This window comes from Bradyrhizobium sp. USDA 4452 (assembly GCF_054063575.1).
On sequence record NZ_JBSSGK010000001.1, the window covers coordinates 7,757,002 to 7,771,849 of the forward strand.

Below are 14,848 nucleotides of genomic sequence, written 5' to 3' on the forward strand. Positions count from 1 at the left end.
CGGCGTTATCGGCGGACGCGCAAGGCGCGCGCGGATTGTGGAGCAAGCAATGACACTGCTGAAATGGGCGTTGATCTTCCTGGTCGTCTCGATCATCGCGGGCTTGCTCGGCTTCACCGGCATTTCCGCCGCCTCCGCCGACATTGCGCGCTTCCTGTTTTACGTGTTCGTCGTGATCTTCCTGGTGCTGCTGATCCTCGGGCTCACGATATTCAGGGTCTAGCGGCGATCCGGCCGAACGCTTCCGCCGTCATGCCCGGGCATCTCCGCTTTCAGGCTCGGTGACACGCGCCGAAACGGCCGGGCGAGGCCCGGCGCGCGCGGCAGGGGCGACGATCTAGGCGACTTCCTCGATCTTCACCTTGTCCGGATAGAAGGCAAGGTGGCCCGCGATCTCGGTCATCGCCGGGAACGGCGCCTCATAGGTCCAGATCGCGTTGTCCAGCGTCTTGCCGTTGGCCTTGATGCTGAAGTAATTCGCATCCCCCTTGTAGGGGCAATGCGTGGTCCGCTCGGTGCGGGTCAACAGCTCCATGTTGGCGTCCTGCCGGGGGACGTATTGCACGGCCGGATAGCTCGCTTCCTTCAGGGTCAGCGCGTGGCTGGTCTCGGCGATGACGACGCCGTCGGCGGTGACGCGGACACGCCTGGCATTGGGCGTGATCGTGATCGGATGGTCGGGGCCGGGGAGCTTCATGATTCTGCGCCTCTTCTGGTCATTTCGGCGTGATGGCGTGACCGATTGATGCAGGTTTAAATCGCTGGGAATGGGAATATAGTGTGCCCCGGGATGGCCTAGAAGACCTCAAGCGCCAGGTTTTGGCTTAGGTTTCTTCTTGGTTTTCCTGGCCGAATCGGCCCTGATTCGAATGACCTGACGGAGGTGGACTGGGATGCCGATGGACGCCCGTGATATCGAATCGATGATCAAGGCAGCGATCCCTGATGCCGAGGTGACGATCCGTGATCTGGCCGGCGACGGCGACCACTACGCGGCCACTGTCGTTTCCGAGTCATTCCGCGGCAAGTCCCGCGTCCAGCAGCATCAGATCGTCTACCAGTCGCTGAAGGGCCAGATGGGCGGCGTGCTGCACGCGCTGGCCCTGCAGACCGGCGTGCCGGAAGGCTAGGCCCCGGCCAACGGGCGGGGCCACAAGCGATGGCAGATAATCCGCGCGGCGCGATGTTTCGCGTCATCGTGCCGAACCAGCACAGCCGCGTCACCAATGCCGAGCTGTTCTTCGACCTCGTCTTCGTCTTCGCCGTCACGCAGCTGTCGCGCACGCTGCTGCACCACTTCACCCCGCTCGGCGCGGTGCAGGTCACGGTACTGTTCCTCGCGGTTTGGTGGGTGTGGGTTTACACCACCTGGGTCACCAACTGGCTCGATCCCGACCTGACGCCGGTCCGCCTGCTGCTGTTCGTCCTGATGCTGGGCGGGCTGCTGCTGTCGACCTCGATCCCGACTGCCTTCGAGGGCCGCGGGCTGTGGTTTGCCGGGACCTATGCGGCGATGCAGGTTGGTCGCACCGCGTTCTGGCTGCTGGTGACGCCGCGGCGGCGAACGGCAGTTCGCCACAACGCCATCCGCATCCTGGCCTGGTTGTCCTGCTCGGCCGTGCTCTGGATTCTCGGTGGCTTCGCCGAGCACGAGACGCGGCTGTGGTTCTGGCTCGCGGCGCTAACAATCGAATATGTCGCGCCGGCGCTGCGCTTCTGGACCCCGAGGCTCGGCTTCTCCTCGATGGAGGCTTGGTCGGTCGAGGGCGGCCACATGGCCGAGCGCTGCGCCGGCTTCATCATCATCGCGCTCGGTGAAGCGATCGTGGTCGACGGCGCGACCTTTGCCGAGCTGACCTGGACGCCGGAGAATGTCGCCGCGTTCATCTCGGCGCTGGTCGGCAGCATCGCGATGTGGTGGATCTATTTCCACAAGGGCGCCGAGGCCGGCTCGGACATGATCTCCAAATCAGAGGAATCCGGCCGCGTGGCGCGGATCGCCTACACCTATCTGCACATGCCGATCGTCGGCGGCATCATCCTCACCGCGGTCGCCGACGAGCTGGTGCTGAAGCATCCGTCCGGCCACTCCGATCTGAAGACGATCGTGAGCTCGGTCGGCGGCCCTGCGCTGTTCCTGGTCGGGACCATCCTCTTCAAGTTCGTGATCCGCAACTTCCTGCAGCTCTCGCACGGCGTCGGCATCGTCGCGCTGGCGATCACGGCCTATCTCGCGCGCGAGATGTCGCCGCTGATGCTCTCGATCGTCACCACCGCGATCATGATCGTGGTCGCGGCGTGGGAATCGATCTCGCTGCGGTCGAGCGGGGAGGAATAAAGGGTAGGGGTGCAGTCCATCCACGTCATTTCGAGCGGAGCGAAGCAATCCATCCGACGGCCTGCTGAGCCATGGATTGCTTCGCTCGGCTCGCTACGACGCGATTGCGAGAATTGCGCTCGCTACTCCGCGACCAACGCATGCACCGAGAACATGGCGTTGGCGTCGGTCCAGCTGTCGCGTACCGTCCAGCCAGCGCTGCGGGCGAGCGCGGTGAAGCGTTCGAGCGAGTATTTGTAGCTGTTCTCGGTGTGAATGCTTTCGCCCGGACGGAATGCGAAGGTGTTGCCGAGGATGCGCACGGTCTGCGCCTTGCGGCTGATCAGGTGCATCTCGATACGATGGCGGTCGCGGTTGTAGATCGAGCGGTGGGTGAAGCCCGACAGGTCGAAATTGCCGCCGAGCTCGCGGTTGATCCGAACCAGCACATTGAGGTTGAAGCGCGCGGTGACGCCGGCCGCATCGTTATAGGCGTCGTACAGCACGCGCTCGTCCTTCTCGAGGTCGACGCCGATGATCATCTGCGCGCCGTGGCCGAGGATTTTTCGCGCACTGCGCAGGAAGGCCAGGGCCTCGCTCGGCTCGAAATTGCCGAGCGTCGAGCCCGGGAAGAAGCCGACCTTCGGCATGGCAGCGACCGCCTCGGGCAGCGCGAACGGCGTGGTGAAATCGGCAGCGACCGGATAGATGCCGAGACCCGGGAAATCCCGCCGCAACCCGTCGGCCTGGGCCTTGAGGAAATCGCCGGAAATGTCGACCGGCACATAGGCGGCGAATTCGCTCGTTTCGAGCAAGAGGCGCACCTTGGTGGTCGCGCCGGCGCCGAACTCGACCAGCGCCGCGCCATCCGGAATGATCGCGGCGATCTCGCTGCCGCGGTCGCGCAGGATGCCGAGCTCGGTGCGCGTCGGGTAATATTCCGGCAGCACCGTGATCTGCTCGAACAGCTCCGAACCGGTGGCGTCGTAGAAATATTTCGGCGATAGCCGTTTCGGGTGACGGGCGAGATCGCCGATCACATCGCCGGCAAACGCCGCGGTCGCTTCGTCGAATGGATACGCTTTGGCCAAAGCGGCGGCATGCACATTCATGATAGTCTCCCGAACGCGCTTACCGACGCGTCATCGATGTCGACAGGACTCTGGTCAGGCATAGTCGGCGAGGCGTAACCCCGTGAATTGCCAGCGATGGTGCGGATAGAAGAAGTTGCGGTAGGTGACGCGACTGTGACCGGCGGGCGTTGCCAGCGACGAGCCGCGCAGCACGAGCTGGTTGACCATGAACTTGCCGTTGTATTCGCCGAGCGCGCCTTCGATCGCGCGATAGCCCGGGTAGGGCGAATAGGCGCTGCGGGTCCACTGCCAGACGATGCCATAGGCGTCGTTGAGCAGGCCGGCGCGCGCCGCGACCTCCCATTCCATCTCGGTCGGCAGATGCTTGCCGGCCCAGCGAGCGAAGGCGTCGGCCTCGTAGTAGCTGACATGGCAAACCGGAGCCTGCGGATCGATCGGCTGCAGGCCGCCGAGCGTCATGATCTTCCACTCGCCGTCGATCTGACGCCAATGGCCCGGCGCCTGCCAGCCCTCGTTGCTCATGGTGCCGAAGCCGTCCATCAACCACAACGTGGCTGTGGAGTAGCCGCCGTCCCTGATGAAGGCGAGCCAGTCGGCATTGGTGACGAGGTTTTTCGCGAGCTTGACCGGGCCGACCAGCGCACGATGCGCGGGCTTCTCATTGTCGAAATGGAAGCTGTCGTCGGCGTGGCCGACGGTGTGGATGCCCTCGTTGAGCGTTACCCATTCCTCGGGCCCGCGCCGCGATGCAGGGAAGCGCCACGCCGGATCGTAGGCTGGAGGGATCGGGTTCTGGGCGAAGGCATGCAGGATGTCGGTGTACATCAGCTCCTGATGCTGCTGCTCGTGATTGAGGCCGACCTCGACCAGCGGCACCAGCGCCTCGAGCTTGTCCGTCGGCGCTGTCTGGAAGAATTTCACCACCTCGGCGTCGACATGGCGGCGGTAGGCGGTGACTTCGTCTGATGTCGGCCGGGTCAGGTGGCCGCGCTGGTGGCGGGCATGCCGGGGGCCGGCGCTGACGTAATAGGAATTGAACAGATAGGCGTAGTCCGGATGAAAGGGCGTGTAGCCCTCGACGTGCTCGCCAAGCAGAAACTGCTCGAAGAACCAGGTGGTATGAGCGCGGTGCCATTTGGCGGGGCTCGCATCCGGCATCGACTGGATCAGCTGGTCTTCCGCCGACAGCGGCGCGACCCGGCGCTCGGTCTCGTCGCGGACGGCGCGATAGGCATCCACCAGCCGCTGTGCGAGCGACCCGGATTCGGAGGATAGTGACGGTGGGGCGGCGGAAATGGCGGCCGCGGCAGAGGCTGGTTTCGTCACAGGGGTCTCCGATTCAGGGGAAAGAACGTTGCTTCGGCAATCCGGTTCCTGACGGACAGTTCGTCCTAGATAGGGGCTCCGTTACGGGAAAAAAGCCTCCCCCATGATGATATTGGGCCCATCAGATAATCCCCGGCGCTTTTTGCGGTGCCGTCCGGCTGCCTTCGCATACCAGATTTCCGCCATTTTGCTTTGGATGCACAATGGTTTGAGCTACATATATAGCCAGTCACGGGTTAGAAGGGCGGGCCGGCCCGTTAAGGCCTGAGAGCGCCGCCTACGCAAGGAAGCGAAAATGAGCATCGAGCAATTCATCGACAACGAAGTGAAGTCGAACGACGTCGTGCTGTTCATGAAGGGCACGCCGCAATTCCCGCAGTGCGGGTTTTCCGGTCAGGTCGTGCAGATCCTCGACCACATCGGTGTTGGCTATAAGGGCCTCAACGTTCTGGAATCGGCCGAGTTGCGCAACGGCATCAAGGTCTATTCGAACTGGCCGACGATTCCGCAGCTCTATGTGAAGGGCGAGTTCGTCGGCGGTTGCGACATCATCCGTGAGATGTTCCAGGCCGGTGAATTGCAGCAGCTGTTTGCCGACAAGGGCATCCCGGTCGACGTGGCTGCCTGACCTTGACGGCGCGCCAGATCGGCACGGCGCGGCTCGAAGTCATCGTTACGGACATCACGACCCTGCGCGTTGACGCCATCGTCAACGCGGCCAATTCATCGCTGCTCGGGGGCGGTGGCGTCGACGGTGCGATCCACCGCGCCGCGGGTCCCGAATTGCTTGCAGAAAGCCGTACGCTGCATGGCTGCAAGACCGGCGATGCCAAGATCACCGGGGGCTATCGGCTTCCCGCCAAGCACGTGATCCATGCCGTCGGGCCGATCTGGCATGGCGGCACCCAGAACGAGGATGCGCTGCTCGCATCCTGCTATCGCCGCGGCATCGAGTTGTGCCAGGCCAACGGGCTCGGCTCCGTCGCATTTCCTGCGATCTCGACCGGCGTCTATCATTTCCCAACAGACCGCGCCGCCGCCATTGCGGTGAAGGCCGCCGTCGATGCCCTGCCGTCAGCCCCAAGTCTTACGCAGGTGATCTTCTGCTGCTTCTCGGCCCAGAGCGGCGAGCTGCATCAGCAGGCCCTGGACGCCTTCGGGAGCCCTTGTGCCTGATGATACTGCCGCTACACTTCCTCGTGATTTCCGGGGAGGGATAGTTCAAATGCATTCATTTCGTTTGGCCGGCGCGGCCGCGGCCTCCGCGGTGTTGCTGGCGGCATCGTTGGCGTACGCGCACACCGAGGGCACCTACGAAATTCCGGCGGGTGCGCATTTCAACCCCGACAAGCTCGCCAGGATCAGCGAGTTCTTCAGGAACGAGGTCGCGACCGGAAAGATTCCGGGCGCCATTGTCCTGATCCAGCAGCACGGCAAACCGGTCTATCACGAGGCCTTCGGCGTGCAGGACGTGGTCAGCAAGGCGCCGATCACCGATAAGACCATCTTCCGCCTGGCATCGATGTCCAAGTCGATCACCGCCGTGGTGTCGATGCAGCTCCTGGAAGAGGGCAAGTACAAGCTCGACGATCCCGTCTCGAAATACATCCCCTCCTTTGCCAACATGAAGGTCGGCGTCGAGAAGAAGGCCGAGGACGGCACCAAGACGCTCGAGCTGGTGCCGCTAGAGCGGCCGATCACGATCCTCGATCTGATGACGCACACGTCAGGCATCACCTACGGCTTCTACGGCGACAGCCTGGTCCGTAAGGCCTACAAGGAAGCCAATATCTACGGCGGAGATTTCGATCTCGCCGAATTCGCCGAGCGGATCGCCAAGCTGCCGCTGCACAATCAGCCCGGCGCGCTCTGGCAATACGGCCATTCCACCGACATTCTGGCGCGCGTGATGGAGGTGACCACCGGCGAGAAGCTCTCGACGATCGAGCACCAAAGGCTGCTCGACCCGCTCGGCATGACGGACACCGGCTTCTTCGTCACCGATCCGGAGAAGCAGAAGCTGATGGCAGAGCCTATGCCGAACGACAGCGACTTCCGGGTCGGCCGGGTCAACGATCCGACCAAGGTCAAGAAATGGGAGTCCGCCAGCGGCGGCATGGTCTCGACCATGGCGGATTATTCGCGCTTCGCCCAGATGCTGCTCAACGGCGGCACGCTCGACGGCAAGACCATCATGAAGCCCGAGACGTTCAAGGAGCTGACGACCGACCGCGTCGGTCCGGGCTCCGGCGTTGCGCGCGACTTCTTCTACTTCCCCGGCGACGGCTTCGGTTTCGGACTCGGGATCGCGGTGCGCACCGATCCGGGCACTGCGAAGCCGCCGCCGCCCGGCGATCTCGGCGAGCTGAAATGGGATGGCGCCAGCGGCTGCTACTACATCATCGACCGCAAGCAGGACTTCTTCTTCGTTCTGCTGGAGCAGACGCCGACCGAGCGTCAGCGTATCCAGCGGACCCTGAAGCAGCTCGTCTATGAAGCCATGGAAAACTAACATGCGTGGGTGCCGCGCACTCGTCGCGGCACTCGTGCTCGCGTCCGCTGCAACGGTTGCACAGGCCGGCTCCCCGGGGCCGGCTGCGCACAGCTTCTCGGCGGAGGGGCTCGCCAAGGTCTCCGACTATGTCAGGAACGAGATCGCGACCGGAAAGATTCCCGGCGCGATCCTGTTGCTGCAGCAGCATGGCAAGCCGGTCTACTACGAGAATTTCGGGGTTCGCGACGTCGCAACCGAGCTCTCGATGAGCGCCGACACGATCTTCCGCCTCTATTCGATGTCGAAGCCGATCACGACCGTCGTGGCGATGATGCTGGTGGAGGAGGGCAGGCTCGCGCTCAGCGACCCGGTGTCGAAATACATCCCGGCCTTTGCCGACATGAAGGTCGGTGTTGAAAAGCGCGGCGACGAGGGCAAGGCGGCGATGACGCTGGAGCCGCTCAAGCGTCCGGTGACGATCGAAGACCTGATGCGCCACACGGCAGGTCTGCCCTACGGCTATTATGGCGGCGGCGTCGTGAACAAGACCTACGCCGATGCCGGCCTGTTCAACAACGATCCCGACAATGCCGAATTCGTGGCGCGGCTCACGGCGCTGCCGCTTGCCGAGCAACCCGGCACGCAATGGGATTACGGTCATTCCACCGACGTGCTCGGCCGCATCATCGAGGTGATCACGGGAAAATCCCTGTTTCAGGTCGAGAAGGACCGGCTGCTCGGTCCACTCGGGATGAACGAGACCGCATTCTATGTTGCCGACCGGGCGAAATGGCCGCTGATCGCCGAGCCGATGCCGAAGGACCGCAGGATCAGCCCGGTGGCCGACGTCAGCGACCCGCGCCGGCCGCTGCGCCGGGAATCTGGTGGCGGCGGCATGGTCGGCACCATCGGCGACTACGCGCGTTTCTCGCAGATGCTGTTGAACGGCGGCCTCTACGAGGGACGGCGCTATCTGAAGCCGGAGACCATCGCGCTGATGGCGAGGGACCATATCGGTCCGGAAACCGGAGTGGTGCACGACAAGAACTACTATCCCGGTCCGAATTCCGGCTTCGGCCTCGGCTTCGCAGTCCGCACCTCGGTGCCGGAGAACACGTCCTGGCCGCTCGGCGAATATCGCTGGGACGGCGTCGGCGGCACCTTCTTCTTCATCGATCCCGCCGACGATCTGTTCGGCGTCTTCATGGTGCAGACGCCGTCACAGCGCGGCCGGATCCAGCAGGAGCTGAAGACGTTGATCTACCAGGCGATGGGGCGATAACCGGCTTCGTAGCCCGGATGGAGCGCAGCGCAATCCGGGGAAGGCCTCATCCGAGGTGCCAATAGCCCCGGATTACGCTGCGCTGCATCCGGGCTACAATCTACAGCCGGACTTACGCCCCGCGCACGATGTCCCTGACGTGGCCGATCGCTTCCTCGATCATCGCTGCGGTGACATCGAGATGCGTGCAGGCCCTGATCCGGCCGTCCATCATCGCCAGCGTCACACCGCGCTTGCGCAGCTCGGCGATCATCTTGTCACCTGATACACCGGCGCCGTCGGGCTTGAAGAACACGAGGTTGGTCTCGGGCGTCTGCACCGCGATGCCGTTGATCTGCGCCAGCCCGCGCGCCAGCGCCCGTGCATTGGCATGATCGTCGGCGAGGCGGTCGACATGGTGATCGAGCGCGTAGATGCAGGCGGCGGCGCAGACGCCGGACTGCCGCATCGAACCGCCGAGCCGCTGCTTCCAGCGCCAGACGTCGTCGATGAAGGCGCGGGTGCCGGCGATGACGCCGCCGATCGGCGCACCGAGTCCCTTGGAGAAATCGATCCAGGCCGAATCCCAGCCCGCCGTCATGTCGCGCGGCGAGATGCCGGAGACGACCGTCGCGTTCAGCAGCCGCGCACCGTCCATATGAGTCGCAAGCCCGTGGTCCTTGGCGATGCGCACGACCTCGTCCAGCGCGGCCTTCTTCCAGATCGTGCCGCCGCCGATATTGGCGGTCTGCTCGACGCTGACGAGTACCTGCGGCGGCTGGTAGCGGGTGCGCGGATGCAGCGCGGCGCGGAACGTCTCCGGCGTGAACTGGCCGTCGTCGCCGTGTAGCTGCGTGATCTGGAAGCCGCCGAGCGCGGCATGCGCGCCGCCCTCGCGCGCGATGATATGCGCGGTCGCATGCGCCAGGATCTCGTCGCCGGGGCGGCAAGTGGCCAGCGTGGCCGCGACGTTGCACATCGTGCCCGACGGCATGAAGACGGCGGCTTCCTTGCCGAGCAGATCGGCGACGCGGGCGTTTAGCTCATTGGTGGTCGGATCGTCGCCCACCTGCTCGTCGCCGACCTCAGCCCTCGCCATCGCCTCGCGCATCGCCGGCGTCGGCTTGGTCTGTGTGTCCGACAGCAGGTTGATACGGACGGCAGGCGCCGTCGGATCGGGCCGGGCGGGGGTGTAGTGCATGATGTTTCTCTCGGTCGAGATGCGCCGACTTTAGCCAAACAAAAAGGCCCCGGCAAAACCGGGGCCTTTCGAATCTCGCATGCGTGCTGTGATCAGCGCGAATAGAATTCGACGATCAGATGCGGCTCCATCTGCACCGGGAACGGCACGTCGCCGAGCGCCGGGATGCGGACGAACTTCGCGGTCATCTTGCCATGATCGACTTCGAGGAAGTCGGGCAGGTCGCGCTCGGGCAGCTGGGCGGCTTCCAGCACCGGGGTGAGCTGCTTGGAGGCTTCCTTGACCTCGATGACGTCGCCGACCTTCAGCTTGTAGCTGCCGATGTTGACCTTGCGGCCGTTCACCTTGACGTGGCCGTGGTTGATGAACTGGCGCGCGGCGAACATCGTGGCGACGAACTTGGCGCGATAGACCACGGTGTCGAGACGGCGCTCGAGCAGGCCGATCAGGTTCTCGCCGGTGTCGCCCTTCAGGCGGCTGGCCTCGACATAGATGCCGTGGAACTGGCGCTCGGAAATGTTGGCGTAGTAACCCTTGAGCTTCTGCTTGGCGCGGAGCTGCACGCCGAAGTCGGAGAGCTTGCCCTTGCGGCGCTGGCCGTGCTGGCCGGGGCCGTATTCGCGGCGGTTCACGGGGCTCTTCGGGCGGCCCCAGATATTTTGGCCCATGCGGCGATCGATCTTGTACTTCGCCTCACTGCGCTTTGTCATCGCGTCCTCTTTGATAGCCGTCGCATTCGGCGACCGGCGTTTTGTCAGTCTAGGGTTTGAGGAGACGCGCCCTCCTGTGTACCGGCCAAAAGGCCCGTACCGACAGGTCCGCCTCGAAAGCTCGGGGAGAACCACGGGTCGCGAAACGCATCGCGGGCCGAAAACGGCCCGCGAGCAAGGGTGGTCTTAAGGAGAAAGTCCGGTCCTGTCAAACAAAACACGGGCCGCTTTGGACCGAATCGGCGCCAAAATCGGCCGGTTTCGCCGCTCAGAGCAGGATTCCGGCCGCCCGGACCGGCCGGGTGTCGAGTTGCGGCCGGATCGCGGCCAATTCCGCGGCGATTTCGCCGCCGAGCACCTGCTCCAGCCGGGTCAGGGTCCGGGCGATCAGGGCGGCATCGCAGACCAGATGGTCCCAGCGCAGCACCACATCGACGGTGTGGTCAGGCTTGATCACGCCATAGCTCAGCAGGAACGGCCCCGGGCTCAGCGCGTGCAGCTCGCCCGCCGCACCTGAAGCCGGCAATGAACCAGCTGATCCGACGCCAACGGGCTCGGCTCACGGCGCCGGCTTGGCCAGGGGCTCGCCGGCCTTGACCACATAGACCCCCAGCACCCTGAGGGGCTTGTCGCCGGAGGTCTTGGCGTCGTGCACCGCACCTTCCGGAATCTGGTAGGAATCGCCTGCTTTCAGCTTCAACGGCGGCTTGCCGTCGATCAGAAGCTCCAGCTCGCCTTCGAGCACATAGCCGGTTTCGGCGCCCGGATGGGTGTGACGACCCGACGCACCCCCGGCTGGAACCTCGGCAATCGCCGTGACCGTGTTGTAGCCCGCCGGGAAATCGACCTTCTGCAGCGGCGTCCGCTTGATGCCGCTCTGCTGCGCAACGGCAGCGCCGGCAAGGGCAATCACGGTGAGACCAAGCAGCAATTTCCTGAACATGCATTTCCTCCCCAACCGGCGGAAGTCTAGCAGCGCGGAATCGCGGCGAAAAGCACAGGATGTGTGATGTAGGCTTCCGACATCGAGATTAGTCCGTTCATCCGATAGCGCGCAGGCCTGCCCCTGCGACATCGTGCCTCAATTGGTCTGATGCGCAGTGCGATCGCGTGGAGAGGACTCGCAAACGAGCGAATTTTGATCGTTTTTGCGAAGACAATCAGGAACACGGCATCGGATTGACCTGAATTGCGACATCGTTCGTTAAGGCTGCTCGCCCTGGGGTTGAGGTTGGCACAAATTGCACATTACACGCTGGGCATGTTGCGCTATCATTTGAATCTCAAAGCGAAATAGCTCGTGACGACGTTCGATGCGACGGATCACGCGCCGCGGGAGCGGCTGCGCATATGGACGCGCGCACGAATAACAACGGAGTGGATGAGGAAGACTGCCTGACGCAATCAACGCCGCCGAGACGAGCGGCACCCAAAAATGGAAGGGCGCGTGACAATGCAATCCAGCACGATGTTCGGCCACCAACGCCCACGGTAGTGCGCGGACAGGTGCACTGGCATGTTCCGCGCAGAGAACACCTCCGCTGAGTCGCAGCCGCACGACGGCATCGAGACCGATGACATGGTCTGGATTCCCGGCGGCACGTTCCGCATGGGCTCCGATCACCACTATCCCGAGGAGGCACCGTCGCACCGGGCGTTGGTCGATGGCTTCTGGATCGACCGCACGCCGGTGACCAACGCGCAATTCCGCGAATTCGTGCGCGACACCGGCCACATCACAGTCGCCGAACAGCCGCCCGATCCGGCGCAATATCCGGGCGCGCTGCCCGACATGCTGTACGCCGGCTCGCTGGTGTTTTGTCCACCGCATCGGGTCACGACGCTCCGCGATTGGAGCCAATGGTGGACCTTCATGCGCGGCGCCAACTGGCGTCGCCCCTACGGCCCGCGCAGCAACATCAACGTGCTCGGCAGCCATCCGGTGGTCCACGTCGCCTATGCCGACGCGCTCGCCTACGCCAAATGGGCCGGCAAGGAGCTTGCGACCGAAGCCGAGTGGGAGTTCGCAGCGCGCGGCGGCCTTGAAGACGAGGAATTTGCCTGGGGCAATGCCCTGACGCCCGGCGGCAGGCACATGGCCAACACCTGGCAGGGCAATTTCCCACTGCAAAATCTCTGCGAGGACGGTTTCGACCGCACTTCGCCTGTCACCGCGTTCCCGCCGAACGGTTACGGCCTCTACGACATGATCGGCAATGTCTGGGAGTGGACCGCCGACTGGTGGTCCGCACGCCATGAACCTGACGTCGCAAAACCCTGCTGCATTCCGCGGAATCCGCGCGGCGGCCGCGAGGAGGCGAGTTACGACGCCGCCCAGCCGTCGATCAAAATTCCCCGCAAGGTCCTGAAGGGCGGCTCGCATCTCTGTGCGCCGAACTACTGCCGCCGCTACCGCCCGGCCGCGCGCCATGCCGAGCCGGTCGATACCTCGACCAGCCATGTCGGCTTCCGCTGCGTGGTGCGGCGACCCGCTGCCGTCACTCACCCACCGGACTGAAGGCCTTTGCAATGTAGGGAGTTTGCTATGAGCAACGACGCCGACAACAACAAGCAGACCGTCAAGAACCAGGCGATCGACCGCCGCAACCTGTTGCTGGGTACATCGACGCTTGTGGCAGCAGCGACATTGACCTCCGAAGCGCTGGCGCAAACGCAAAAGGCCGCGCCGGCCACAAGCTCGGCACCCGCCGCTCCATCCGGCCGCAAGCCCAATATCCTGGTGATCTGGGGCGATGACATCGGCATCGCGAACATCAGCGCCTACTCGAATGGATTGATGGGGTATGAGACCCCGAACATCGATCGCATCGGACGCGAGGGCATCAAGTTCCAGCACTATTACGGCGAGCAATCATGCACCGCCGGTCGCTCGGCATTTCTCACCGGTCAGCACATCATCCGGTCCGGGTTGAGCAAGGTCGGCTATCCCGGCGCGCCGATGGGCATGAGCCAGCTCGATCCATCCGTCGGTGGCCTGCTCAAGAATCTGGGCTATGCCACCGGCCAGTTCGGCAAGAACCATGTCGGCGACCGCAACGAGTCGCTGCCGACGGTCAACGGCTTCGACGAGTTCTTCGGCAACCTCTATCACCTCAACGCCGAGGAAGAGCCGGAGCTACCGGACTATCCCAAGGACCCGGCATACCGCGCCAAGTTCGGGCCACGCGGTGTTTTGCGTTGCAAGGCAACGGATCGCGACGACCCCACCGAGGATCCGCGCTTCGGCAAGATCGGCAAGCAGACCATCGAGGACACCGGCGCGCTGACGAAGAAGCGGATGGAGACGATCGACGACGAGACCTCGGCGGCGGCGATCGACTTCATGAAGCGGCAGCAGAGCGCCGGAAAACCGTTCTTCTGCTGGTTCAACTCAACGCGCATGCACCTGCGTACGCATGTCCGGCAGGACCATCGCGGGCGCTATACCCATGGCGACAGCGAATATATCGACGGCATGATGGAGCACGACGACATCGTCGGTTCGCTGCTCAAGACGCTCGATGACCTGGGAATCGCGAACGACACCATCGTGGTCTATTCGAGCGACAACGGGCCTCACATGAACACCTGGCCCGACGGTGCCATGACCTGGTTCCGATCCGAGAAGAACACCAATTGGGAAGGTGCTTTCCGCGTGCCCTGCCTGGTTCGCTGGCCCGCAGCGATCAAGCCTGGCACCGTGACCAACGAGCTGATGAGCCACAACGACTGGATTCCGACGTTCTGCGCGATCGCCGGCGAGCCCGACATCGTCAGCAAGCTGAAGGCGGGCTACACCGCCAACGGCATCAACTACAAGGTCCATCTCGACGGCTACGACCAGTCCGCATTCCTCCGCAATGTGAGCGGATCGGCTGCCAACAACAATGGCACCAAGAGCGCCCGCGACAAATTCTTCTACTCGGACGACGATGGCCTGCTCGTGTGCTTCAGGCAGGGTGACTACAAATACGTCTTCTCCGAGCAACGCAAGGAAGGAACGATGGGGCTGTGGGCCGAGCCATTTACCACGCTTCGCCTGCAGAAGATATTCAATCTGATGCAGGATCCGTTTGAACGGGCCGATATCACCTCCAACACCTTCTGGGATTGGAATCTGAATCACGTCGGCGGTGCCTACGGGATGATGGAGGAGGTGTTCCAGTTTGTCGCGACGTTTAAAGAGTTCCCGCCGCGTTCGTTCCCGCCAAGCTTCAATCCGGCCAACATCATGGAAAGCATGATGGACGGGCTCAAGCAGAAGAAGGCGCTGTCTGAGGGAATGGATGTAGGGAAGGTTCGCGCCGAACTTAACAGGATCATCCGGCAGCAGCTCCAAAATCAGTGACGCCGTGACCGGCCCTTGCTCCGGAGGGCCGGTCACTTCGGTCTCAATCGTAACGCAGTTGAAATCATGTTGGTCCGGCTCGCTAGCCTTGTTCGGC

General features: G+C 63.5%; 15 protein-coding genes and 1 pseudogene. 9 read left to right on the forward strand and 7 right to left on the reverse strand.

Annotated elements, in window-relative coordinates; genetic code table 11:
* Nucleotides 1-49 precede the first annotated feature (49 nt).
* Nucleotides 50-223 carry a DUF1328 domain-containing protein gene (locus ACVISU_RS36525; protein WP_074128140.1) on the forward strand — a complete coding sequence of 58 codons (174 nt, stop codon included), beginning with the start codon at nt 50-52 and terminating at the stop codon, nt 221-223.
* A gap of 114 nt (nt 224-337) precedes the next feature.
* On the opposite strand, the gene ACVISU_RS36530 is transcribed toward ACVISU_RS36525, so the two are convergent.
* Nucleotides 338-697, reverse strand: coding sequence for a DUF427 domain-containing protein (locus ACVISU_RS36530; protein WP_456710196.1), 360 nt, complete (start codon nt 695-697; stop codon nt 338-340).
* A gap of 196 nt (nt 698-893) precedes the next feature.
* Between ACVISU_RS36530 and ACVISU_RS36535 the strand changes: the two genes are divergently transcribed.
* Both ACVISU_RS36535 and ACVISU_RS36540 read left to right on the forward strand, forming a co-directional pair.
* Nucleotides 894-1,130: a BolA family protein gene (locus tag ACVISU_RS36535; protein ID WP_021077843.1), complete on the forward strand. Its 237-nt coding sequence runs from the start codon at nt 894-896 to the stop codon at nt 1,128-1,130.
* A 29-nt stretch (nt 1,131-1,159) separates the two neighbouring features.
* On the forward strand, nt 1,160-2,338 hold the full coding sequence (locus ACVISU_RS36540; protein ID WP_456710197.1) for a low temperature requirement protein A: 1,179 nt from the start codon (nt 1,160-1,162) through the stop codon (nt 2,336-2,338).
* Nucleotides 2,339-2,460: 122 nt separating this feature from the next.
* Here ACVISU_RS36540 and egtD read toward each other — a convergent pair whose 3' ends face one another.
* Both egtD and egtB read right to left on the reverse strand, forming a co-directional pair.
* A complete protein-coding gene (gene egtD, locus ACVISU_RS36545) occupies nt 2,461-3,429 on the reverse strand; it encodes an L-histidine N(alpha)-methyltransferase (RefSeq protein ID WP_050401999.1) in 969 nt (322 codons plus the stop codon).
* Between the two features lie 54 nt (nt 3,430-3,483).
* A complete protein-coding gene (egtB, locus tag ACVISU_RS36550) occupies nt 3,484-4,737 on the reverse strand; it encodes an ergothioneine biosynthesis protein EgtB (protein ID WP_456710198.1) in 1,254 nt (417 codons plus the stop codon).
* A gap of 295 nt (nt 4,738-5,032) precedes the next feature.
* Here egtB and grxD point away from each other — a divergent pair, with 295 nt between their 5' ends.
* From grxD to ACVISU_RS36570, 4 genes are read left to right on the forward strand one after another with little or no spacing between them, the layout of a single operon-like run.
* The gene (gene grxD / locus ACVISU_RS36555) at nt 5,033-5,365 is read left to right on the forward strand and encodes a Grx4 family monothiol glutaredoxin (RefSeq protein WP_016843475.1); all 333 of its coding nucleotides are present in this window, start codon (nt 5,033-5,035) and stop codon (nt 5,363-5,365) included.
* A 2-nt stretch (nt 5,366-5,367) separates the two neighbouring features.
* Entirely contained in the window at nt 5,368-5,913 is a 546-nt protein-coding gene (locus tag ACVISU_RS36560; protein WP_456710199.1) for an O-acetyl-ADP-ribose deacetylase, read from the forward strand.
* A gap of 49 nt (nt 5,914-5,962) precedes the next feature.
* Nucleotides 5,963-7,249 (forward strand): serine hydrolase domain-containing protein, encoded by a 1,287-nt coding sequence (locus ACVISU_RS36565; RefSeq protein WP_050401996.1) that lies wholly within the window; start codon nt 5,963-5,965, stop codon nt 7,247-7,249.
* A gap of 1 nt (nt 7,250) precedes the next feature.
* Entirely contained in the window at nt 7,251-8,513 is a 1,263-nt protein-coding gene (locus tag ACVISU_RS36570; RefSeq protein WP_456710200.1) for a serine hydrolase domain-containing protein, read from the forward strand.
* Between the two features lie 112 nt (nt 8,514-8,625).
* Here ACVISU_RS36570 and ACVISU_RS36575 read toward each other — a convergent pair whose 3' ends face one another.
* From ACVISU_RS36575 to ACVISU_RS36590, 4 genes and pseudogenes are all read right to left on the reverse strand, one after another.
* Entirely contained in the window at nt 8,626-9,693 is a 1,068-nt protein-coding gene (locus ACVISU_RS36575; RefSeq protein ID WP_456710201.1) for a threonine aldolase family protein, read from the reverse strand.
* 92 nt (nt 9,694-9,785) lie between these two features.
* Nucleotides 9,786-10,403 (reverse strand): 30S ribosomal protein S4, encoded by a 618-nt coding sequence (rpsD, locus tag ACVISU_RS36580; protein ID WP_050401993.1) that lies wholly within the window; start codon nt 10,401-10,403, stop codon nt 9,786-9,788.
* A 268-nt stretch (nt 10,404-10,671) separates the two neighbouring features.
* Nucleotides 10,672-10,938 (reverse strand): annotated as a pseudogene (locus ACVISU_RS36585) (acyltransferase); the annotation flags it as partial.
* Between the two features lie 24 nt (nt 10,939-10,962).
* Nucleotides 10,963-11,346 carry a cupin domain-containing protein gene (locus ACVISU_RS36590; RefSeq protein WP_456710202.1) on the reverse strand — a complete coding sequence of 128 codons (384 nt, stop codon included), beginning with the start codon at nt 11,344-11,346 and terminating at the stop codon, nt 10,963-10,965.
* Nucleotides 11,347-11,919: 573 nt separating this feature from the next.
* Between ACVISU_RS36590 and ACVISU_RS36595 the strand changes: the two genes are divergently transcribed.
* Both ACVISU_RS36595 and ACVISU_RS36600 read left to right on the forward strand, forming a co-directional pair.
* Nucleotides 11,920-12,921, forward strand: a complete 1,002-nt coding sequence (locus tag ACVISU_RS36595; RefSeq protein WP_456710203.1) for a formylglycine-generating enzyme family protein — start codon at nt 11,920-11,922, stop codon at nt 12,919-12,921.
* Nucleotides 12,922-12,948: 27 nt separating this feature from the next.
* Nucleotides 12,949-14,751, forward strand: a complete 1,803-nt coding sequence (locus tag ACVISU_RS36600) for an arylsulfatase (protein ID WP_456710204.1) — start codon at nt 12,949-12,951, stop codon at nt 14,749-14,751.
* The last annotated feature ends 97 nt before the right edge of the window (nt 14,752-14,848 follow it).

What these genes read in the sequence shown, in the direction of transcription:
- ACVISU_RS36530 (WP_456710196.1), bottom strand. Translation starts at nt 697, where the DNA reads ATGAAGCTCCCCGGCCCCGACCATCCGATCACGATCACGCCCAATGCC.
- ACVISU_RS36570 (WP_456710200.1), top strand. Translation starts at nt 7,251, where the DNA reads ATGCGTGGGTGCCGCGCACTCGTCGCGGCACTCGTGCTCGCGTCCGCT.
- rpsD (WP_050401993.1), bottom strand. Translation starts at nt 10,403, where the DNA reads ATGACAAAGCGCAGTGAGGCGAAGTACAAGATCGATCGCCGCATGGGC.
- ACVISU_RS36600 (WP_456710204.1), top strand. Translation starts at nt 12,949, where the DNA reads ATGAGCAACGACGCCGACAACAACAAGCAGACCGTCAAGAACCAGGCG.
- ACVISU_RS36535 (WP_021077843.1), top strand. Translation starts at nt 894, where the DNA reads ATGCCGATGGACGCCCGTGATATCGAATCGATGATCAAGGCAGCGATC.
- ACVISU_RS36565 (WP_050401996.1), top strand. Translation starts at nt 5,963, where the DNA reads ATGCATTCATTTCGTTTGGCCGGCGCGGCCGCGGCCTCCGCGGTGTTG.
- ACVISU_RS36590 (WP_456710202.1), bottom strand. Translation starts at nt 11,346, where the DNA reads ATGTTCAGGAAATTGCTGCTTGGTCTCACCGTGATTGCCCTTGCCGGC.
- ACVISU_RS36525 (WP_074128140.1), top strand. Translation starts at nt 50, where the DNA reads ATGACACTGCTGAAATGGGCGTTGATCTTCCTGGTCGTCTCGATCATC.
- ACVISU_RS36575 (WP_456710201.1), bottom strand. Translation starts at nt 9,693, where the DNA reads ATGCACTACACCCCCGCCCGGCCCGATCCGACGGCGCCTGCCGTCCGT.
- grxD (WP_016843475.1), top strand. Translation starts at nt 5,033, where the DNA reads ATGAGCATCGAGCAATTCATCGACAACGAAGTGAAGTCGAACGACGTC.
- egtD (WP_050401999.1), bottom strand. Translation starts at nt 3,429, where the DNA reads ATGAATGTGCATGCCGCCGCTTTGGCCAAAGCGTATCCATTCGACGAA.
- ACVISU_RS36540 (WP_456710197.1), top strand. Translation starts at nt 1,160, where the DNA reads ATGGCAGATAATCCGCGCGGCGCGATGTTTCGCGTCATCGTGCCGAAC.
- ACVISU_RS36595 (WP_456710203.1), top strand. Translation starts at nt 11,920, where the DNA reads ATGTTCCGCGCAGAGAACACCTCCGCTGAGTCGCAGCCGCACGACGGC.